Origin of the sequence: Hyphomicrobium sp. CS1GBMeth3 (assembly GCF_900117455.1) — a bacterium.
Lineage (GTDB): Bacteria > Pseudomonadota > Alphaproteobacteria > Rhizobiales > Hyphomicrobiaceae > Hyphomicrobium_C.
On the sequence record NZ_FPHO01000003.1, the window covers coordinates 258,520 to 277,819 of the forward strand.

At 64.7% G+C, this 19,300-nt stretch carries 17 protein-coding genes; 10 read left to right on the forward strand and 7 right to left on the reverse strand.

Translation table 11 applies throughout. The features are described 5' to 3' along the window. Window positions 1-121 precede the first annotated feature (121 nt). Window positions 122-1,546, forward strand: a complete 1,425-nt coding sequence (locus tag CS1GBM3_RS20095; RefSeq protein ID WP_072394493.1) for an extensin-like domain-containing protein — start codon at window positions 122-124, stop codon at window positions 1,544-1,546. Between the two features lie 193 nt (window positions 1,547-1,739). Next, entirely contained in the window at window positions 1,740-2,723 is a 984-nt protein-coding gene (hemB, locus tag CS1GBM3_RS08550) for a porphobilinogen synthase (RefSeq protein WP_244534697.1), read from the forward strand. 64 nt (window positions 2,724-2,787) lie between these two features. On the opposite strand, the gene CS1GBM3_RS08555 is transcribed toward hemB, so the two are convergent. The 3 genes from CS1GBM3_RS08555 to CS1GBM3_RS08565 all read right to left on the reverse strand — a co-directional run bounded on the left by CS1GBM3_RS08555 (window position 2,788) and on the right by CS1GBM3_RS08565 (window position 4,385). Beyond that, window positions 2,788-3,048, reverse strand: a complete 261-nt coding sequence (locus tag CS1GBM3_RS08555) for a hypothetical protein (RefSeq protein ID WP_072394496.1) — start codon at window positions 3,046-3,048, stop codon at window positions 2,788-2,790. 260 nt (window positions 3,049-3,308) lie between these two features. After that, entirely contained in the window at window positions 3,309-3,854 is a 546-nt protein-coding gene (locus tag CS1GBM3_RS08560; protein WP_244534598.1) for a DUF2155 domain-containing protein, read from the reverse strand. A 123-nt stretch (window positions 3,855-3,977) separates the two neighbouring features. Then, window positions 3,978-4,385, reverse strand: coding sequence for an NADH:ubiquinone oxidoreductase subunit NDUFA12 (locus CS1GBM3_RS08565; protein ID WP_072394499.1), 408 nt, complete (start codon window positions 4,383-4,385; stop codon window positions 3,978-3,980). Between the two features lie 621 nt (window positions 4,386-5,006). On the opposite strand from CS1GBM3_RS08565, the gene CS1GBM3_RS08570 reads away from it, so the two are divergent. The 3 genes from CS1GBM3_RS08570 (at window position 5,007) to CS1GBM3_RS08580 (ending at window position 10,022) form a co-directional block, all read left to right on the forward strand. Then, window positions 5,007-8,789, forward strand: coding sequence for a vitamin B12-dependent ribonucleotide reductase (locus tag CS1GBM3_RS08570; protein WP_072394502.1), 3,783 nt, complete (start codon window positions 5,007-5,009; stop codon window positions 8,787-8,789). A gap of 124 nt (window positions 8,790-8,913) precedes the next feature. Beyond that, on the forward strand, window positions 8,914-9,183 hold the full coding sequence (locus CS1GBM3_RS08575) for a hypothetical protein (RefSeq protein WP_072394505.1): 270 nt from the start codon (window positions 8,914-8,916) through the stop codon (window positions 9,181-9,183). 227 nt (window positions 9,184-9,410) lie between these two features. Then, complete coding sequence (locus CS1GBM3_RS08580; protein ID WP_072394508.1) at window positions 9,411-10,022, forward strand: hypothetical protein; 612 nt, start codon at window positions 9,411-9,413, stop codon at window positions 10,020-10,022. Between the two features lie 114 nt (window positions 10,023-10,136). On the opposite strand, the gene CS1GBM3_RS08585 is transcribed toward CS1GBM3_RS08580, so the two are convergent. Together CS1GBM3_RS08585 and CS1GBM3_RS08590 are read right to left on the reverse strand one after the other, a co-directional pair. Then, window positions 10,137-11,450 carry a septal ring lytic transglycosylase RlpA family protein gene (locus CS1GBM3_RS08585; protein WP_083567358.1) on the reverse strand — a complete coding sequence of 438 codons (1,314 nt, stop codon included), beginning with the start codon at window positions 11,448-11,450 and terminating at the stop codon, window positions 10,137-10,139. A gap of 153 nt (window positions 11,451-11,603) precedes the next feature. Beyond that, on the reverse strand, window positions 11,604-12,341 hold the full coding sequence (locus CS1GBM3_RS08590) for a competence/damage-inducible protein A (RefSeq protein ID WP_072397342.1): 738 nt from the start codon (window positions 12,339-12,341) through the stop codon (window positions 11,604-11,606). Window positions 12,342-12,434: 93 nt separating this feature from the next. Here CS1GBM3_RS08590 and sfsA point away from each other — a divergent pair, with 93 nt between their 5' ends. Together sfsA and CS1GBM3_RS08600 are read left to right on the forward strand one after the other, a co-directional pair. Further along, the gene (sfsA, locus tag CS1GBM3_RS08595; RefSeq protein ID WP_072394522.1) at window positions 12,435-13,148 is read left to right on the forward strand and encodes a DNA/RNA nuclease SfsA; all 714 of its coding nucleotides are present in this window, start codon (window positions 12,435-12,437) and stop codon (window positions 13,146-13,148) included. Between the two features lie 135 nt (window positions 13,149-13,283). Next, complete coding sequence (locus CS1GBM3_RS08600; protein WP_171946467.1) at window positions 13,284-13,832, forward strand: SH3 domain-containing protein; 549 nt, start codon at window positions 13,284-13,286, stop codon at window positions 13,830-13,832. A 56-nt stretch (window positions 13,833-13,888) separates the two neighbouring features. Here CS1GBM3_RS08600 and CS1GBM3_RS08605 read toward each other — a convergent pair whose 3' ends face one another. After that, window positions 13,889-15,973, reverse strand: a complete 2,085-nt coding sequence (locus tag CS1GBM3_RS08605; protein WP_072394534.1) for an elongation factor G — start codon at window positions 15,971-15,973, stop codon at window positions 13,889-13,891. Between the two features lie 495 nt (window positions 15,974-16,468). Between CS1GBM3_RS08605 and CS1GBM3_RS08610 the strand changes: the two genes are divergently transcribed. Beyond that, window positions 16,469-16,729: a hypothetical protein gene (locus tag CS1GBM3_RS08610; protein WP_072394537.1), complete on the forward strand. Its 261-nt coding sequence runs from the start codon at window positions 16,469-16,471 to the stop codon at window positions 16,727-16,729. Window positions 16,730-16,895: 166 nt separating this feature from the next. Here the strand turns inward: CS1GBM3_RS08610 and CS1GBM3_RS08615 are convergent, their stop codons facing one another. Beyond that, complete coding sequence (locus CS1GBM3_RS08615) at window positions 16,896-18,104, reverse strand: pyridoxal phosphate-dependent aminotransferase (protein WP_072394540.1); 1,209 nt, start codon at window positions 18,102-18,104, stop codon at window positions 16,896-16,898. Between the two features lie 279 nt (window positions 18,105-18,383). Here CS1GBM3_RS08615 and CS1GBM3_RS08620 point away from each other — a divergent pair, with 279 nt between their 5' ends. After that, window positions 18,384-18,686, forward strand: coding sequence for a hypothetical protein (locus CS1GBM3_RS08620; protein ID WP_072394543.1), 303 nt, complete (start codon window positions 18,384-18,386; stop codon window positions 18,684-18,686). A gap of 114 nt (window positions 18,687-18,800) precedes the next feature. Continuing rightward, window positions 18,801-19,295 (forward strand): hypothetical protein, encoded by a 495-nt coding sequence (locus tag CS1GBM3_RS08625; protein WP_072394546.1) that lies wholly within the window; start codon window positions 18,801-18,803, stop codon window positions 19,293-19,295. Window positions 19,296-19,300: the final 5 nt, after the last annotated feature.

A 19,300-nucleotide genomic window follows, 5' to 3' on the forward strand; every position in this document is an offset into this window, starting at 1 on the left:
ATTTCGCGGCTATACAGGCTCCGTCGGCGAGATGAAACTGCCTGCCTGATTCGCAGCGCCCTCGTCGCGCGCCACCTCAAGGCCGGCCTGCTCCCGCGGGCCCCTGCAATCAAGGGACGGAATGGGCCTCAGCATCGCACCCCGTATGCGGTATCGCTCCGCCGTTGTCTTCGCCCTCGCCGCGACTGTCGCCACCGGTGCGCACGCTGCCGACCCGTCGATCCCCGAGACGGTGACGAACGCCTTCGAGACGATCGTGATCGATGCCACCAAGGCCGCGTCGAAAGCCGCCACCGCCGCCAAGAACGCCATCGAGCCGCGCAAATCGAAGTCCCGCAAGAAAAAGCCTGCTACCGACGAGACGGAGCCTGAAACCCCGGCTGACGAGACGGCCGACATTCCGCTTCCCGAGCGAAATCCAAAAAAGCCCGCCGTTATCGCGAAGAACAAGGCGGCAGCAGAAAGTGCTGCACAAGCCGCCAAAGCGGAGCCTGCACCCACTGCAAAGCCCGAAGCCGACAAAAAGGCTGACGCAGAGAAGCAGAAGCCCACCAACGCCAACGAATGGCCGGCCGCCGAGGTCGAGCTGGCGCGGGCCCGCTGTACCCAGCTCCTGAAGGGCGTGGACGCGGTCACGATCCCCGAGCCGCCGATGCGCCAGGGGGATTGCGGAAGCATGGCGCCCGTCCGCCTCGTATCGATCGGAAAAAGCCCTGAGGTCGCGCTCTCTCCGCCGCCCGTCGTCTCCTGCGAACTGGTCGTCGCACTCACCAAATGGGTGAAGGAGGACGTGCAGCCGGCCGCCAAGCGCCACCTCGGCTCCGAGGTCATCCGCATGGAATCCATGAGCGATTATTCCTGCCGCATGGCCTACGGCCGCATCGGCAACAAGCTCTCGGAGCACGGCAAGGCCAATGCGCTCGACATTCGCAGCTTCACCACCCGCAAGGGCGACCAGGCCGTGGTGCTGGCCCACTGGGGCGAGACGCGGCGCGACGTCTTGAAAGAGGTCGTGGCCGCCCGCGCCGCCGCCGAGAAGGCCGCAGCGGCAAAGATCGCCGCTGAGAAAGCTGCCAAGGAGCGCGCGGAGGTGGCCGACGCGGCCGCCGAGGGGCGTGTCACCTCGCTGCCGCGCAAGACCTTAGCCGAAGGTCTGGCCAAGGACGCCAAATCCTCGTTGGCCGTGAACGCGTCCGTCACCCGCGACGGCGACATCGAAACCCAGTCTACAAACCTTACCGGCACGAAGGAGGCCAAAGGCTCCAACAAGGACAAGCGCACCAAGAAAGCGGACCGCCAGAAGCAGGCCGGCAAACGCCGCCTCTCGCGCGAGGAAGCGGCCCTGGTCGCCGCCCTGCCGCCCGAGGAGGCCGCCAAGGTCAAGGCGCCGCCCCCCAAAAACGCGACCGCCCGTTTCCTGCACGGGGTCCACGCCTCGGGCTGCCAGATCTTCGGCACGACGCTTGGCCCCGAGGCCAACGAGGCCCACCGCAACCACTTCCACGTGGACATGGCCGAGCGCAAATTCCGCAAGATCTGCGACTGATTTGATTTACACAGCCCAGACCACGATCGCGTCGGAACCTATCAGTCCGGAGCGTAAATCATCGGTCTAACAAGGGGCTTGCGCTCGGGGGCCGGAGGCGGGATGGTCGCGCCGATCCCGGACGAAAGGCTTCGCGTTGACCCTGCACAAACCCTTATCGCCCCGCGCCGCAACGGCGGCGCACCAGACCGCGATCGGCGGCTATCCGGCCGTCCGCCCGCGCCGCAACAGGCGCGCGGCCTGGTCGCGTCGCCTAGTCGCCGAAACCAGCCTCACGCCCAATGACCTGATCTGGCCACTGTTCGTGATCGAAGGCGAAGGGCAACGCGAGCCGGTCGCCTCCATGCCCGGCGTCTCGCGTCTGAGCGTCGATCTCATCGTCGAAGCCGCCTGCGAAGCTGAAGCCCTTGGCATTCCGGCCATCGCGCTCTTTCCGAGCACCGATCCGAAACTGCGCACAGACGACGCCCGCGAGGCCCTGAACCCGGACAACCTCGTCTGCCGCGCCACGCGCGCCATCAAGGCCGCCGGCATCGACGTCGGAGTCGTCCTCGACGTCGCGCTCGATCCCTATACGAGCCACGGACACGACGGCCTCCTGATCGACGGCCACGTTGCCAACGACGAGACCGTCGCCGTGCTGGTCCGTCAATCGCTGGTCCAGGTCGAGGCAGGCGCCGATATCCTGGCGCCATCGGATATGATGGACGGCCGTATCGGCGCCATCCGCCGTGCGCTCGAGGAAGCCGGACACGCCGATACGCAGATCATGTCGTACGCCGCCAAGTACGCGAGCGCGTTCTACGGCCCGTTCCGCGACGCGGTCGGCTCCGGCGGATTGCTCAAAGGCGACAAGCGCACCTATCAGATGGATTCGGCAAACAGCGACGAGGCGCTGCGCGAGGTCGCGCTCGACCTCGCCGAAGGCGCCGATCTGGTGATGGTGAAGCCTGGAATGCCCTATCTCGACATCGTGCGCCGCGTCTCGGAGACGTTCCGCGTGCCGACCTTCGCCTATCAGGTCTCGGGCGAGTACGCGATGATCATGGCCGCCGCCGAAAAAGACTGGCTCGATGCCGACAAGACGATCCTGGAGAGTTTGCTGGCGTTCAAGCGCGCCGGCGCGTCAGGCATCTTCACCTACTTCGCGCCGCACGCCGCCAAGCTGATCGGATAAAGCATTTTCCGGCGAAGCGGCATCGGCTCGTCGTTAGAAAATGCGCAGAACCAAAGCCTAGATCCTAGATCTGGCCGCCCAGCGCACTGTTGGCGCGCCACGAGAAGCGGTGGCCGACGAGCCGCCGGTACAGACGCGGCGCAAAGGGCAGCAAAGCCCAGCCGGCAATGTTCACCACCGCAGCCCAGACCTGGTGCGGCCCGAACTCGATGTCGAGCGCGGCGAACGCCAGTAGCAACAGCGACAGCACCGCCATCGCGGCGGCGAGCCCGATGTAGAGGATCATGAAAGTCGCGTCATACGCGATGGAGCGGGTATCGAACATGCGGAGGCTCCCAATGTCTCGGCCGCAAGAAGCCAGCCAACGGTTGCGCTCACGTTAATAAACCGTCACGCAATCGTCGGTTCCACGAGGAACTTCCGATGGATCAGGCCCCTAGGGCGGCGCAATGTGTTGTTTGATGCGGAGAATGCTCGCGAAGAGGGATTCGCGGTAGAGAAAAGACGGGGGATTGGTAACCGCACGCGTCATTCCTTACTGGCGTGAGTCCTGGCCGACACAGTTGTGAGCGCGGGTGACCTATCTCAGCGCCGCACGCGCCGCCGCTGTAGCTCCTGCGGCTCGTCCGTCGGCTCGGTTTCGACGCCCCACGGTACCGCCCCTTCGGGATTGTCGGGACTGGGCACCGGCCGCTGAGCGACAGCGTTGCGCGGCTTCTGACAATCGGTGAGCCAGACGTCGAACACCGGATGCTCGACGGCATTGAGCCCCGGACTCTGCGCAAACATCCAGCCGGAGAAGACGCGCTTCTCATTGCCGTCGAGCTGCACCTCGTCGACCTCGACGAAGGTTGTCGTCTTCGGCTGCTCGGTCGGCGGACGCGTGTAGCAGACCCGTGGCGTAACCTTCAGCGCCCCGAACTGCACCGTCTCGTTGATCGGGATCTCGAGCGTCTTGATGGTCGCCGTCACCTTGTCGAGGGCCGAGAACACCGCGACGCGATTCTCGAGCCGCTCGTTGGCACCCGCCGGCGTGGCCGCGACAGCTGCAACCACCACGACGAGCGGCCCACAGAAACGTACCCTTCCCTTCATCGCGACGTGCCGGATGCCTGTTCCGAGGCCGATCATGAAAACGAATCCTGCATTTGCGATTGGAGACGCGGCACACCTGACGCGCATGCGCCGAATGCTCAACTGCGACGCAACGATGGCGTAGCCATGGCTGGGCAACCCCATCGGCGCCGTTTTAGGCTATTCCGGCCGCCACGGCTTGTAATCGCCCGTCGCGCGGGGCCGCTGGCCCGCTCCGAGAATCGACCCGGCTGGGCGATACGCTTCCGGCGTGCCCGTCATGTTGGGACGATGCGGCTTCTCCCAGTGCTTCGGCGTATAGCGCTCCTCAGTCGGAGGCGTATCGAACGTATAATGCAGCCAGCCATGCCATTCCGGCGGCACCTTCGACGGCTCGGCGAGGTCGGTGTACGTCACCCAGCGCCGAAGGCGGCCGAGCGGACCTTCAGGCCCGACCCCCTTGATCTGCTCATAGTAGCGGTTGCCGAAGTCGTCGCTGCCGACGTACCGGCCCTGCCGCGCGATGGTGAGCCGCGTTCCCCACGTATTGCCGCCCCACCAGCTGAAGATCTCGCTGAAGATGCCCATGAACCGCGCCTCCGCACCGCAATTCCATTGGGATTAACCTGTCGCTTGCCGGAGCGCCAGTGCGCATTGTCCCGCGCCGGCCGCCACGGAACAGCATGCGGCCCGAGTTGCTGCCACAGCCTTTGCGGCAGAATTACAACATGCGCCTGGGTACCTGCGACAAACGGAATCGGATTAGGCTCTGGGAGCCGGCCCGAAACCCAGGAATGCGAGCTTTTACACACGCTCATTTTTGCGGCATTCGGCGCCAAGCCTGATTTTTCGGGCTTTTCCGGCCCCCAATCCCCAACTTGCCAACACCACTAGATATAGATGTGGCTGCCTCTGCGACCCACAAAATCTAGGCCGCCACTATTTCGCCCTGACTCGAATCAGGCTAGCTTTGACCCATCGCCGCCCTGCCTGAGGGGGAAATCTGGGGAAGCGGGCGGCGAGCTCAAAAGTGCTCATCAGACATAGTAGCGCCTGCGTCTACGACAGCACGGGAAGCTGTCCGAAGGGCCGTCAAATGCCTTGGCGGTCCGCAGGTGAAGTGTGTCCGAAATACAACCGATAAATCGCGTCGCCATTCCGTAGCTCGTTGCGCCGCCCGTCCGAACATCGAAACTGCACGAGGGAAAGATGAAGATCACGCGGCGCTTCACCACTGCCGGCAAATCTCCGTACGAGAGCATCACGTTCCGCCGCGCGACTTCCGAGATCAAGAACCCCGATGGATCCGTCGTTTTCCGCCTCGAAGGCTTCGAGGTGCCCGAGGATTGGAGCCAGGTCGCAGCCGACATCCTGGCCCAGAAGTATTTTCGCAAAGCCGGCGTGCCGCGCCGCCTGAAAAAGATCGAGGAGACGCAGGTCCCGTCGTGGCTGTGGCGCTCGGCTCCGGATGAGCGCGCGCTCGCAGCGCTCCCGGAGGACGAGCGCTTCGGCGGTGAGACGGACGCCCGCCAGGTTTTTGACCGTCTCGCCGGCACCTGGACCTATTGGGGCTGGAAGGGCGGCTATTTCACCACCGAGGAGGACGCGCGCGCTTTCTACGATGAGCACCGCTACATGCTCGCTCGTCAGATGGCAGCGCCGAACTCGCCGCAGTGGTTCAACACCGGCCTGCACTGGGCCTATGGCATCGACGGCCCCGGCCAGGGCCACTTCTATGTCGACTACCAGACCGGCGAGCTGACGGTTTCGCAGTCCGCCTACGAGCACCCGCAGCCGCACGCCTGCTTCATCCAGTCGGTGAACGACGATCTCGTCAACGAGAACGGCATCATGGATCTCTGGGTCCGTGAGGCACGCCTCTTCAAGTATGGCTCGGGCACCGGCTCCAACTTCTCGAGCCTGCGTGGCGCCAACGAGAAGCTGTCCGGCGGCGGCCGCTCGTCGGGCCTCATGAGCTTCCTCAAGATCGGCGACCGCGCAGCCGGCGCCATCAAATCGGGCGGCACCACGCGTCGCGCTGCCAAGATGGTCGTTGTCGACGTCGACCATCCCGATATCGAGGAGTACATCGGCTGGAAGGTGAAGGAAGAGCAGAAGGTGGCCGCTCTCGTCACCGGCTCGCGCATCTGCCAGAAGCGCCTCAAGGCCGTGATGAAAGCCGCTGTCAATTGCGAGGCGGAAGGTGATGCCTGCTTCGACCCCGCCAAGAACCCGGCGTTGAAGCGCGCCATCAAGGACGCACGCCGTGACGACGTGCCGATGAACTACGTGCACCGTGTCATCCAGTTCGCGCGCCAGGGCTACAAGGACATCGACTTCGCGACTTACGACACCGACTGGGACAGCGAGGCCTACCTCACCGTCTCCGGCCAGAACTCGAACAACTCGGTGCGCGTCACCGACGAGTTCCTCAACGCCGTCGAAGAGGACAAGGTGTGGGCGCTGACCTCGCGCACCAGCAAGAAGACCGTGAAGACGGTGCGCGCCCGCGATCTGTGGGAGCAGATCGGCCATGCCGCGTGGGCGTCCGCCGATCCCGGCATCCAGTTCCACACCACCATCAACGACTGGCACACGTGCCCGCAGTCGGGCCCGATCCGCGCCTCGAACCCGTGCTCTGAGTACATGTTCCTCGACGACACGGCGTGCAACCTCGCGTCGCTGAACCTGCTGACCTTCCGCAAGCCGGAGGACAAGAGCTTCGACACCGAGAGCTTCGCGCACGCCTGCCGGCTCTGGACCATCGTGCTCGAGATCTCGGTGCTGATGGCGCAGTTCCCCTCGCGTCAGATCGCGGAGCTCTCCTATCGCTACCGCACGCTCGGTCTCGGTTTCGCCAACATCGGCGGCCTCTTGATGGCCTCGGGCATCCCCTATGACTCGGATGCCGGCCGCGCCATCTGCGGCGCCATCTCGGCGCAGATGACGGGCGTGTCCTACGCTACGTCGGCCGAGATGGCCGGCGAGCTTGGAACGTTCCCGGACTACGAGCCGAACCGCACCGACATGCTGCGCGTGATCCGCAACCACCGCCGCGCGGCTTATGGCAAGGCGGATGGCTACGAGCGCCTGTCGATCGCGCCGGTGCCGCTGGACGTCGCAGGCTGCCCCGACCAGAACCTCGTTGCCGCCGCGCAGAGCGCCTGGGATCTCGCCATCGATCTCGGACAGAAGCACGGCTTCCGCAACGCCCAGTCCACCGTCGTGGCGCCGACCGGCACCATCGGCCTCGTCATGGATTGCGACACCACGGGCATCGAGCCGGACTTCGCGCTCGTGAAGTTCAAGAAGCTCGCAGGCGGCGGCTACTTCAAGATCATCAACCGCGCCGTGCCGGAGGCGCTGCGTTACCTCGGCTATCGCGAAAGCGAGATCGCGGAGATCACGGCCTACGCCGTCGGCCACGGCTCGCTGGCGCAGGCGCCGCACATCAACCACGCGTCCCTCATGTCGCGCGGCTTCACGCAGGAGATCATCCAGAAGATCGAGGCCAGCCTCGGCACGGCATTCGACATCAAGTTCGTGTTCAACCGCTGGACGATCGGCGACGCGTTCCTGACCGGCACGCTCGGCATCCCAGCCTCGAAGCTCGACGACCCGACGTTCGATCTGCTCGCCCACCTCGGCTTCTCGAAGAAGGATATCGAGGCCGCCAACGAGCACGTTTGCGGCGCGATGACGCTCGAGGATGCGCCGCACATCAAGCCCGGGCATCTGCCGGTGTTCGACTGCGCCTCGCCCTGCGGCCGCAAGGGCAAGCGCTACCTCTCGGTCGAGAGCCACATCCGCATGATGGCGGCATCGCAGCCGTTCATCTCGGGTGCCATCTCGAAGACCATCAACATGCCAAACGAGGCGACCGTCGAAGACTGCAAAGAGAGCTACAAGCTCTCCTGGCGCCTCGCGCTCAAGGCCAACGCGCTCTACCGCGATGGCTCCAAGCTCTCGCAGCCTCTGAACGCGCAGGTCCTCGGCGACGATGTCGACGAGCAGGACGAGGCCGTCGAGCAGATGACGGCCGACAAGCCGCAGGTCGATCGCATCATGGCCGCGGCCGAGAAGCTCGCAAAGCGCGTGACCGAGCTCGAGCGTGAGCTGAAGCTCGCAGAGAGCCGCTCGAAGATCAGCGAGCGCGAAAAGATGCCCGGCCGTCGCAAGGGCTACACGCAGAAAGCCTCTGTCGGCGGCCACAAGGTGTACCTGCGCACGGGCGAATACGACGACGGCTCGCTGGGCGAGATCTTCATCGACATGCACAAGGAAGGCGCCGCCTTCCGCTCGTTGATGAACAACTTCGCCATCGCCATCTCGCTCGGCCTGCAGTACGGCGTGCCGCTCGAGGAGTACGTGGAGGCCTTCACCTTCACGCGCTTCGAGCCCGCGGGCCTCGTGCAGGGCAACGAGACGATCAAGAACGCCACCTCGATCCTCGACTACATCTTCCGCGAGCTCGCCGTGTCCTATCTCGGCCGCAACGATCTCGCGCATGTCGATCCGCGCGAGATCGTGGGCGAGACCGGCCTCGGCTCCTCAGACGAGGAGACCGACGAGCAACTCGACCTCGACCTGCCGGAGAGCGTGACCAAGGTCGTGTCGAAGGGCTTCATGCGCGGCAACCTGCGGCTCGCCGCGGCTGGCGGTCGCGCGCACCACGCCGAGACCGACCCGGCGCTGAGCCTGTCCTCGCTGCGTCCCGATCTCGTAGCCTATCCGGTGAGCGAGGGCGCCACCGCGCTCTACGCCAGCGAAGGCGCGACCGCGCTCAAGGCCGACACCGAGGTGATGTTCCGGCGCACGACGGTCTCGGAGACGCAGGTGGTGAAGTCTCGCTCGTCGAACGACCGTGTCGCGGAGGCGCGGCTCAGAGGCTACGAGGGCGTCTCATGCCCCGAGTGCCAGAACTTCACGATGGTTCGAAACGGCACCTGCCTCAAATGCGATACCTGCGGCTCCACCAGCGGCTGCAGCTGAGACAACGAGGGCGGGGCCGCAAGGTCCCGCCCTCTTCCGTTTAAGAGCGACGAAATGTGCTCCTGCGTATGCGCCTGCTTTTGGCGACCATGACATCACGCTGACCATGAGACCGGAGCCCGCGATGCCGCCTCACTTCTCGACAGCCGCATCTCTCTTCGAACTGCTCGATCTGCCGGATGGACGTTGTTACGTCGCGCGGCCCGCAGCAGCAGCCGCGAGATTGATCGCTGGCTCCTTCGCACCGCTTGAAGCGGTAGCGGACAATGACGGTGAGGCAGCCGACCCCGTCGGCATCTACGCCTCCCGCAATGAAGCGGAACTTGCGGTTCAGCGCGCAGCCCCCAGACATCCTGCGCCGCTTGCGCCGTTCGCGGCCTGGCTCAGCAAATAAGCGGTCCCGACGCTCTTCATCCGCCCGCGCACCACTTCGCGCAACACCTCGCCAAGATATGCGAAAGCTGACGACATTGCTGTCGATGCCGTGGCGCTGGCCCCTTCGAGGCTCCCCGAATCGGTCCACTATTGCGTCGAACGAATGTCAAACAGTCGACCGGACGAGCCGAAGCATCCCGAACGCACGAGAGGGACCGGCGCGCCGGAAGCAGTTGGGAGCCATCCATGTCGTCCGCCGATCACGCGGCCCCCGCCATCGTCTACCTTCTGGCCGACCATCTCGATTCTGCGCTCGCCGCGGGCGAAGATCTCCTGAAGTCCACGCTGCGCTGGAACGCCGGCGACGCGAGGGCCTCCGACGGCCTGACCGAGCAGCGTCACGAGGAGCGCGCCGCCATCGAGGCCGCGCGCACGCTCGAGATGCTGTTGCTCGCCCGCGTTCTGAAGTCGCGCAAGAGCGCCCAGCAGCTCGCGAAGGTGGACAGCCAGTTCAAACTGATCACGCGGCTCTACACGAGCAGCACCGAGATCGTCGCGGACGCAGCCAAGAGCCTCACCGACGAGACGTCCTACGCGTTCGACGCCGGCGACGGCGTTACGACCTACCTGCGCTCGCGCGGCCTCATCGCCGAGGACGACCCCGCGCCGCTCGAAGCCGCAAGCCTGACCGTCACCGAGCAGTATCTGGTCGCTGGCAAGATGGAGCTCGGCGCGCTACTCGACCTGGTCGCCATGTTCCTCGACATGCTTGAGACGCACTACGAGCTTTACGATCAACCTCGGCGCGACGCCGCCGGAGAGGCTGTGCGCTCGCCGACGAACGGCGTGACCGTCTAAAAAAGAAAGCGCCCGCATCTCCTCCCGGAGACACGGACGCATCGTCGTAGTCGCGCGCCGCGGACGGGGACGACCCCCCTGCAGCTACGTCATGCTTCGAGCCGCGAACGCGGATCAGCCTTCGTGACCATCACGCGAGTGCGCCAAGCTGGTGTAGGCCGGACGACGGCGCTTGGGCTCCTGCGATGCCAACCGCTCCTGGCCGGCATGCACATGCCGCGAGAACATCGACATATCGTTGGTGCCGTCCTGCGTAACCGGCTTGCGGCCCGGCGTCTGTTTGCGGGCCGGCGGCTCGCGTAGCTCCGCCGTCGCGACCGCACGCTTCTGGACGACCGTACGCTCGCGCTTCGCGACGACCACCTGGCGCTGCTTGGCAACGACCTGACGCTTCTTCTGCCGCGCGGCGACCCGGTGAGAGCGCGAGTTGCGCTTGGCCGTGCGCTCGGCATGGCTGCGCTGGCGCACGATGGGAGCCTCAGCAGCGTCGGCCTCGGCAGCCTGTGCCACCACGACCACCGGCTTGGCTTCCTTGACGGCAATTTCTTCGACCTCGGCCACGGCGACGAAGCCGGCCACCTTGGCCGTCGGGATGACAGCCTGCGTCGCCGCCAGCTGGATGGCCACGGGCTGGGCGGCCTCAGCCGGCACGGCGGCTGCGGCTGCGAGTACCGTCGGCGTCTCGAGCGTCGCGCCGCTCTGCGTACCGGCAGAGCCTGCCACCTGCGCGGGATTAACCGCGGCGACGACCGTCGGCGCGCTTGTCTGCGGGAACGGCGACGGCAGCCCGGCCACCATGTAGGCGGTCGCAGCCCCGGCCTGAGCCTCGTCGAGGCTCGCGAACTCACCGATGTAGCCCGGAACCGGATCGTACTTGCGGTTACGCTTGTAACGGGCCTCCGCCGCCGTCGGCGCGGAGATCACGCGGACCTGGAGCTTGGCGACGCCGCGCTTGGCAAAGCCGAGCTTCTCGGCAGCCCGGCGCGAGACGTCGAGCCGACGATTGCCCCAGTAGGGGCCGGCGTTGTTGACGCGCAGCACGATTGAAACCTTGGTGTCCGGCGACCAGACGAGCAGCGTCGTGCCGTCCGGGTAGATCGGGCTCGCCGCGTTGTCGGCCGCCTCGGAGTTGAACCTTTCGCCTGACGAGGTCAGGCCACACGGGTTGTAACGGTCACGCTTACAGGAATCGTAATGGGAGGCCATCAGAACCTCCTCCTTGCCGATCAGCGCCTGCGTCTCGGCGACCGTCTTCACGCGGTGGCACTTGCCATAAAAGCAGTAGGTCTTACCCGGCGTCTTGGCCTGGGCATCACCCATGCCGGAGGCCAGCAGCAAAGCTCCAACGGCCGGCGCGAGAGAAGCAAGTCCCACCCGTCCGATCTTATGAACGCCCAAGGCCGCGCGCCTGGTCGAAGGGGTTCTCATCGATCAGCTCCATCGTTGTTTTCGGGAAAGACGGCCGCTTGTGTCCCTCGGCCGCCCGTGTAAGCGGGCGGAAGGAAGCAGCTGCAACGATGGCAAGGGAGCGGCGATGTTGCCGCATGGTTAAAAGTTAACGCCGTTCGCCGGCGCCCCGTTTCAGAGCAATTCTCGCTCCGCGAGCAGATGCGCGAGGCCTGCACGCGCCTCCTCGAGGCGACCCGGATCGGCGCAGCGCAAGACCAGCTCGGTCCTATAACGCCCTTCCGCAAAAGAAGGATAGCTGCCCATGGCGACGTCGGGGTAGGCCGCCTGATGCGCCGAGAAAAGATCCGCGATCTCACCCTCGGCCTGCGCCACGACGATCGAAACAGCGTTAAGTTTTGGCCCGGTCCTGAGGTGGTTTGTCACAGCAACCAACATAGAACGCATGATGTCCGGCACGCCGGCCATGACGATGACGTTGCCTTTTTGGAAGCCCGGGGCCGGCGAGATGTCGCTTTCTACGAGTTCGGCGCCGGCCGGAATCCGCGCCATGCGCAACCGCGCAGCCGTGAGCTCGATGCCGCGCGCCGCATACGCCGGCGCCATCAGCGCCACCGCCCTCGGATCGATATCGACCGCAACACCGAACGCGGCACCGATGGCATCGGCGGTGATGTCGTCGTGGGTCGGACCAATGCCGCCCGTTGTGAAGACATAGGTATAGCGGGCGCGTAACGCGTTGACGGCGGAGATGATGTCCTCGGCGACATCGCCCACGACGCGGATCTCGCGCAGCGCGATGCCGATGCCGGTCAGGTGCGCGGCGATGGCACTGCTGTTGCAATCCCTGGTGCGGCCCGAAAGGATCTCGTCGCCGATAATGAGCACCGCGGCGGTGACGGGTTCAGACACGTGCGTTTCCTCGTTGGTGACCGCATCTATATAGAACGTGCCATCGCAATTGGCATTGCGGACGCGCGCCGGCGCCACTAATGCTCGCCGGCCATGCAATTCCCTTCCCCCCTCGTCCGCGGTCGCCTCCTCAAGCGCTACAAGCGGTTCCTAGCCGACGTGAGCCTCGATACGGGCGAGATCGTCACCGCCACCTGCCCGAACACGGGCTCCATGATGGGCCTCGCCGTGCCGGGCGCCATCGTCTGGCTCTCGGTCAGCGCCAGCCCAGCGCGCAAGTATGCGCACACTTGGGAGCTGGTCGAGGCCGACCTGGGCAGCGGCCCGGTGCTGGTCGGCATCAACACCAACCACCCCAACCGCCTCGTCACCGAGGCCATAACGGCGGGCCAAATCCCCGAACTTGCGGGCTACGCCACCCTCCGGCGCGAGGTGAAATACGGCCTCTCGAGCCGCATCGACATCCTGCTCGAAGACCCCGGCAAGGGCCTAGCCTACGTCGAGATCAAGAACGTGCACTTGTCGCGCAACGATGGCCTCGCCGAGTTTCCGGATTCGGTGACCGAGCGCGGCGTCAAGCATCTGGTCGAATTGGGAAACATGGTCGCCGCCGGCCACCGCGCCGTCATGCTCTATCTGATCCAGCGCGCCGACGCCCAGAGCTTCACGTTCGCAGCCGACATCGACCCGCGCTACGCGGCGGCGTTTCAAGTGGCACGCGAAGCGGGCGTCGAAGCCATCGCTTATGCTTGCGAGCTGTCGCCCGCGGAGATCACGGTCGCGCGCCGCGTTCCACTTCGCTTTTAGAACCGCAAACCTACGGGCCCTCCGACTGCGCACAGAAAATCTTACGGTGATTGTAATAAATCGCCATCTTGAAGGTCATTTTCATGCCCACGTTCGATGACTCCTAGCGGCGCACGCCATGACGAGGGGTCATCAATGAGAAAACTTAAACTCATAATTGCCGCGATGGGCATTGTCGTCGGAGCTGGCGCAGCAGCGCACGCAGCCCCCGGTTACTCCACCGCCAACGTCAATATGCGAGCTGGCCCGGATATCGACTTCCCGAGAGTCAATCTCATTCCCGAAGGAACGCCGGTTGATATTCGAGGGTGCCTTAGCGACGAATCCTGGTGCGACGTCGTTTGGGGCGGCAGCCGCGGCTGGGTGGTCAGCGAATATCTCGCCTTCGAGTATCGCGGCCAATATATGCCTCTGCCGGATATCGGCCTGACCGCCATCCGCATTCCGGCCATCCGTTTCGTCGCCAACGACTATTGGGGTCGCCACTACACAAAGCAGCCTTGGTATGGCGAACGCAACCGCTGGTACGCGTTCAAGCCTCGTCCTCGACCGGGCTGGCGCGCGCCGCCTCCCGGCCAGCGCAAACCTGGCTGGTGGCGCGCCGATTACAAGCCGTTCGCCGGCATGAAGCCTCCTCAAGAAACGTGGTCACGCTCAAAGCAGCGTGATGACCGCCGTCGCTAGACAAAGCGGACCGAATAAAGACGCAAGGGCGTTGGCGCCCTTGCGTCCTGACCGCCCTACTCCGCCGCCTCGCCGTGGCTGATCAGCACCTGATCGGCAAGCCGTCCTGTCAGCTCGGCGAGGTGATCGAACGCCGCCGTGTAGGTGCCGACGCCCGCGGTCGCTGAGCGCAGCTCGACGATCAGATCCTCGATCTCGGCCTCCGGAATGTGCGCCGACACGACATCCCACCCCGGCCAGCCGTCCCGGGCATCGAAGCCAAGGATCTGCCCGCGGCGCTGCGAGATGAGCCCGTTGACGCGCGCCGTCGCCTCCGACGGCACCGAGATCTCGACCGCCATCACCGGCTCGAGCAGCACCGGCTGACACTTGGGCAGTCCCTCGCTCATGGCGAGGCGCCCCGCCTGCCGGAACGCCATGTCCGAGCTGTCGACGGTATGAAATGAGCCGTCCGTCAGCGTCACCGCCACGTCGACGACGGGAAAGCCGAGCGGACCGTGCTTCATGTAGTCGGCAACGCCGATCTCGACCGACGGGATGAACTGCTTCGGCACCACGCCGCCCGTGATCGTGTCGTCGAACGCGAAGCCCGCCCCGCGTGGCTGCGGCCGGATCGTGAGCACGACGTCTCCGAACTGCCCGTGCCCGCCGGATTGCTTCTTGTGCCGACCGCGGATCTCGATCGGCTTGCGAATGGTCTCCTTGTAAGGGACCTGCCGCTTTTGCCGATCGACAACGACACCGTACTTGCGCTTCAGCCGCTCGAACGCAACGCGGAGATGCATTTCGCCCTGCCCCTTGAGCAGCACCTGATGCGTGTCCTTGTTGTGCTCGATGACGAGAGACGGATCCTCCTCGATCAGCTTGCCGAGCGCCGACGACAGCTTGACCTCGTCCTTGCGGTCCTTGAGCCCGATACCGGATGCCAGCACCGGCTCGGGCGGTCGCGGCGCCGCGATCTGCACGATGCCGGATTTCTCGGCCGTGATCGTATCGCCGGTCCTGACGCCGTCGAGACGGCCGAGCGCGACCGTATCGCCGGCCTGCGCCGCGGCACGCTTCTGCGTCTCCTCGCCCTTGAGCGCATGGACGCCGGCCACACGTTCCTCAACCGCCTCTCCGCCACTCACGCTGGCCCCGTCGGGAAGCTCGCCCGTCAGCACGCGCGCGATCGAGAGCTTGCCGCCGTGCCCCGTGTGCAATGTCTTGAGGACGAAAGCCGCACTCTTGGCATTCTCGACCTTGAGCCGTCTCGCGGTCGTCTCGACGAACGGCACCTCGTGCCGGATCGCTTTCAGAAGCCGCAGGATACCGCTGCCGTTCTGCGCCGAGCCGATCAGCACCGGGCAGATCAGCCCATGCTCGAACTCACGCGAGAGATCGGCAAACACCATTCCGTTTTCGGGCGCCGCATCCGACAGAAGGGCTTCCATTAAGTCGTCGTCGTAGTCGGCGAGCTGCTCGAGCATGTGGAAGCGCGCTTCCTTCTCGCGCTCGATGTCGGCCGCGCGGATCTCGACCATCTCTGATGGCGCGTTCTTGCGGAACAGGAACGCCCGCTCGAGCGCGAGGTCGATGAAGCCGGTCGCGACGCCGTTCTCCCAGATCGGGATCTGCCGCAGCACGAGCGGCTTGGTGGATGCGGGCTGCAGCGCCGGGATGATCTCGCGGATCGGCGTCGTGCAGGCATCGATCTTGTTCAGGAACAGAAGGTGGGGGATGCCGCGGTCCTCGAGCTGCTTCAGGATCACCTGCAGCGCCGGAACGCGTTTCGGATCAGGTTCAGAGACGACGACCGCCGCGTCGCAAGCCGTCAGCGCCCCGGCGCCTTCGTACTGGAATTCGATCGACCCAGGACAATCGACAAATGTGAATGTATCTCCAAGGAAGTTCGCGTCTGCGATGTTGAGCTCGACGCTCATGCTATGGTCCCGCGCCTCGGGCGACGCGTCACCCACGCTTGTTTTGTCGGCCACCGCGCCCGCGCGCGGGATAGCGCCAGTGCGCGCCAGGATGGCTTCAAGCAGCGTCGTCTTGCCGGAAAGAAACGGGCCGATCAGTGCGATGCAGCGGGTGCTGCGGCCCGAAGTATGCCCTGAGCCGGCACCTGTAGTGCCTCTCGGGCCGTCGGATTGCCCCATGGTGTCCTCCTTCCCGCTTCCCGGATTGTTTATTCCGGGTGAGCGCTACGAGGCGCGAAGGGATGCGCGTCGCGCACCCCCGCGCCTCCCGAAGGAGCGCAACCTCTTGATCGTCGCGCCGGGACAGAAAAGACGCAAGAGGCTTCCTACTTAGTCTTGCACTGATCATTGCTGATCAAACTCAAGGCCCCGTGTCTTGAGGGCCCGGGCCTGACGGCCGATGCAAACTGCTGCAATGCAACAAGTATTCGCACATGCGCAAGCACGGTTCGTGAAGTTTGTTACGAAAAATTACTTGAAGAAAATGCGCTTCGGCAGCATCATGAACGTGTCATCGCAAGGGCCCAATAAGGCTCTGGAGAACAGACCGAACGGCACTGACACGGCAAAAAGAAACGTCGCCTTGGGAGAGGCGGAAGCTAGGCGAAAAAGTTGGGCGAGTTGGCGGAACCAAACGGCCCGGTGTAGCGCTTACGCTGAAAAGGACGTGCCCCAATGAGTAAGGAATCACTAAACAAATCTCTTCTCCGAGCAGCGGACGCGGCGGGCTATGCCATGGCGTCGCGAGAGGAAGATTTGACGGATTGGACGCTGCTCCAGCCTGAGGTTGCGCTGCGTAACGGCCATGCCGCCGCAGCGACTGCCGCGCGGCGCATGTCATTGCCGTTCGCGCGGTTCGAGCATTGGATCGCGCACATGCTCTCGCTCTCGGACATCCGCGTGCATTCCCCCCGTGCACTGCTTCCGAGCCGCTGAGAGCATCCAAGATCCGATGCGGCGGGCCGCCAATGCGGCCCGTTTTCTTTTGGCTCCACGCATGATGAGCGACCAAGGTCGATGAGCCGCTGCCTTGCCGGAGCAATCGCGATCGTCTTCGGCGGCATCCTGGCTTTGGGCGGCCGCCTCGCGCTCTACTGACAGCCTACTTCAGGTTCCCGCAGAAGCGCTGAATGCGCGTGCAGGCTTCCGTCAGCGCTTCCGTCGAGGTCGCATACGAGATGCGGAACGCCGGCGAGCCCTCGAAGGCCGCGCCATGCACCACGGCCACACCCTCGTCCTCGAGCAAAGCCGTCACGAAGTCCTCGTCGGTCTTGATCGTGACGCCCTTGGGCGTGGTCTTGCCGATGGTGCCCCCGCAGCTCGGATAGACGTAGAACGCGCCTTCCGGCTTCGGACACGTGAGCCCGTTGGCCTGATTCAGCATGCCGACCACGAGGTCGCGCCGCTGCACGAACACGGCATTGTTCTTGGCGATGAAGTCCTGCGGTCCGTTGAGCGCCTCGACGCCGGCCCACTGCGTGATCGAGTTCGGGTTCGAGGTCGACTGCGACTGCAGCTTGCGCATGGCGTTGATCAGCGGCTCCGGACCCGCCGCATAACCAAGCCGCCAGCCAGTCATGCAATAGGCCTTGGAGAGGCCGTTCATGGTCAGCGTGCGGTCGTAAAGGGCGGGCTCCACCTGCGCCGGCGTGAAGAACTTGTGCCCGTCGTAGATCAAGTGTTCGTACATGTCGTCGGTCAACACCCAGACATGCTTGTTCTTCGGCTGCAGGAGCACATCGGTGAGCGCCTTGAGATCGGCGTGCGAGTAGGCCGCGCCCGTCGGATTCGACGGCGAGTTCAGGATCAGCCACTTGGTCTGCGGAGTGATGGCGCGGTCGAGCGCCTCGGCCTTGAGGCGATAGCCGTCCTCGAGCTTCGTCTCGGCAAACACCGGCTTACCGCCACCGAGCAGCACGATGTCGGCATACGACACCCAGCACGGCGCCGGGATGACCACCTCGTCGCCGGGATTCAGAGTCGCGAGCAGCGCATTGTAGAGCACCTGCTTGCCGCCGGTGCCGACCGACACCTGCGAGGCCTTGTACTCGAGCCCGTTGTCGCGCTTGAACTTAGCGACGATGGCCGCCTTCAGCTCCGGAATGCCGTCGACGTCGGTGTACTTGGTTTTGCCGTCATTGATGGCTTTGATCGCCGCCTGCTTGATGTTGTCCGGCGTGTCGAAGTCCGGCTCACCGGCCGAAAGGGAGATGATGTCCCGCCCCTCTGCCTTGAGCTGGCGCGCCTTCATGGACACGGCGATGGTGGCGGATGGCTGTATACGGTTCAGGCTGTCGGCAAAAAAGCCCATAGCGGCGATCTTTCCCGGTTGGACAGAGATTTGGCTTGTGGTGTGCCAGCAAGCGGCGCGGACGCTACGCTTAGCGCCTCGGAAGTTCAATACGCCTAAGGCCTAACAGGCTTTGACAATCCCAACGTGTCGCAATGGGCACAAACACAAGATTAAATTTTCCGTCCCAAGGAATAGCCTGCAATCGCCACAATCCGGGCTAACCCCCGCCACAGCGCGGCGGTGTCATCGGCTTCGGATCACGTGAGGCTCGAATCTTTGGAAAGGAGGATCCATCGCATGCCGCGTAAGGACCTATCTCCGCATTTTCGCAAGCACCTGCCTGATCTGCTGGCGGGACTTGCGGTCTTTGCTCTGCTCGCCGGGCTGACGGCCTGGCACCTGGGTATCGCAGCCAGCTCCGGCACCTCGGCCGGCGCCATGCTCGACAGAAACGCCTCGGCCGTGCTTCTCGCCGGTGCCGTGACGGCCATCGTGGTCTTCAACGTCGCCTTCGTGGGTCACCTGCGCCGGGCCTATGCCACCACCAGCAAAACCGGCGCTCGGCCCGTTCAGCGCAACGAAAATCTCCCGCGTGTGTAAAGCTTTAACTATCTGGAGCCCCGACAATCGGCCACCGGGCTCGCGCGTGAACCACGACCACGCTATAAGCGTTACAGAATATCGTGATCCGGAGTTTGTCAGAGGGCTGCTTACATGACGCTTCGCCGCTTCTCGCTCCCCGCAACGCCGACCGCCCGCGCCAGCACGGGCTTGGCCCTGCTCACCCTCATCGGAGCGGGAATTGCCGCCGCCAATACGGAAGCCCTGGTCGTCGGACGCTTTACGGCGGCCCTTGAGGCACCAGCCCAGCAGGTGGCCATCGAAACCGACCCGAAGCGGCCGCTGGTCGCCGGCAGCGAAGCCTACTGGCTGACGGAGAAACGTCATCCCAACGCAGCCGGCGCGGCGCTTGAGCCTGCAGCCTGGTCGGTCGCGCCGTTCGCTGCGGATCTGACCGTGGGAGATCGCATCACCTTTTCGGGGGCCAAGGGTAAGCGTGTCCTCGAGGTGATCTCCGTGACGAACGTCGAGCCTGCGGAAGGTACCCCGACCAACGGCGCGCGCGATCTCGCCGTGACCTGCCGCGACACTGACGGTCGGTCCTTGACCTTCATCATCCCGGCGGATCCGGCAGCCCGCACCACCTAGGTGCC

Excerpts from the sequence above, each read along its gene's own strand:
- CS1GBM3_RS08605 (WP_072394534.1), bottom strand. The coding sequence starts at position 15,973 with ATGGGGCAATCCGACGGCCCGAGAGGCACTACAGGTGCCGGCTCAGGG.
- CS1GBM3_RS08620 (WP_072394543.1), top strand. The coding sequence starts at position 18,384 with ATGCCGCGTAAGGACCTATCTCCGCATTTTCGCAAGCACCTGCCTGAT.
- CS1GBM3_RS08625 (WP_072394546.1), top strand. The coding sequence starts at position 18,801 with ATGACGCTTCGCCGCTTCTCGCTCCCCGCAACGCCGACCGCCCGCGCC.
- CS1GBM3_RS08610 (WP_072394537.1), top strand. The coding sequence starts at position 16,469 with ATGAGTAAGGAATCACTAAACAAATCTCTTCTCCGAGCAGCGGACGCG.
- CS1GBM3_RS08560 (WP_244534598.1), bottom strand. The coding sequence starts at position 3,854 with ATGATCGGCCTCGGAACAGGCATCCGGCACGTCGCGATGAAGGGAAGG.
- CS1GBM3_RS08600 (WP_171946467.1), top strand. The coding sequence starts at position 13,284 with ATGAGAAAACTTAAACTCATAATTGCCGCGATGGGCATTGTCGTCGGA.
- CS1GBM3_RS20095 (WP_072394493.1), top strand. The coding sequence starts at position 122 with ATGGGCCTCAGCATCGCACCCCGTATGCGGTATCGCTCCGCCGTTGTC.
- CS1GBM3_RS08555 (WP_072394496.1), bottom strand. The coding sequence starts at position 3,048 with ATGTTCGATACCCGCTCCATCGCGTATGACGCGACTTTCATGATCCTC.
- sfsA (WP_072394522.1), top strand. The coding sequence starts at position 12,435 with ATGCAATTCCCTTCCCCCCTCGTCCGCGGTCGCCTCCTCAAGCGCTAC.
- CS1GBM3_RS08570 (WP_072394502.1), top strand. The coding sequence starts at position 5,007 with ATGAAGATCACGCGGCGCTTCACCACTGCCGGCAAATCTCCGTACGAG.
- CS1GBM3_RS08575 (WP_072394505.1), top strand. The coding sequence starts at position 8,914 with ATGCCGCCTCACTTCTCGACAGCCGCATCTCTCTTCGAACTGCTCGAT.
- CS1GBM3_RS08580 (WP_072394508.1), top strand. The coding sequence starts at position 9,411 with ATGTCGTCCGCCGATCACGCGGCCCCCGCCATCGTCTACCTTCTGGCC.
- CS1GBM3_RS08565 (WP_072394499.1), bottom strand. The coding sequence starts at position 4,385 with ATGGGCATCTTCAGCGAGATCTTCAGCTGGTGGGGCGGCAATACGTGG.
- CS1GBM3_RS08615 (WP_072394540.1), bottom strand. The coding sequence starts at position 18,104 with ATGGGCTTTTTTGCCGACAGCCTGAACCGTATACAGCCATCCGCCACC.
- CS1GBM3_RS08585 (WP_083567358.1), bottom strand. The coding sequence starts at position 11,450 with ATGAGAACCCCTTCGACCAGGCGCGCGGCCTTGGGCGTTCATAAGATC.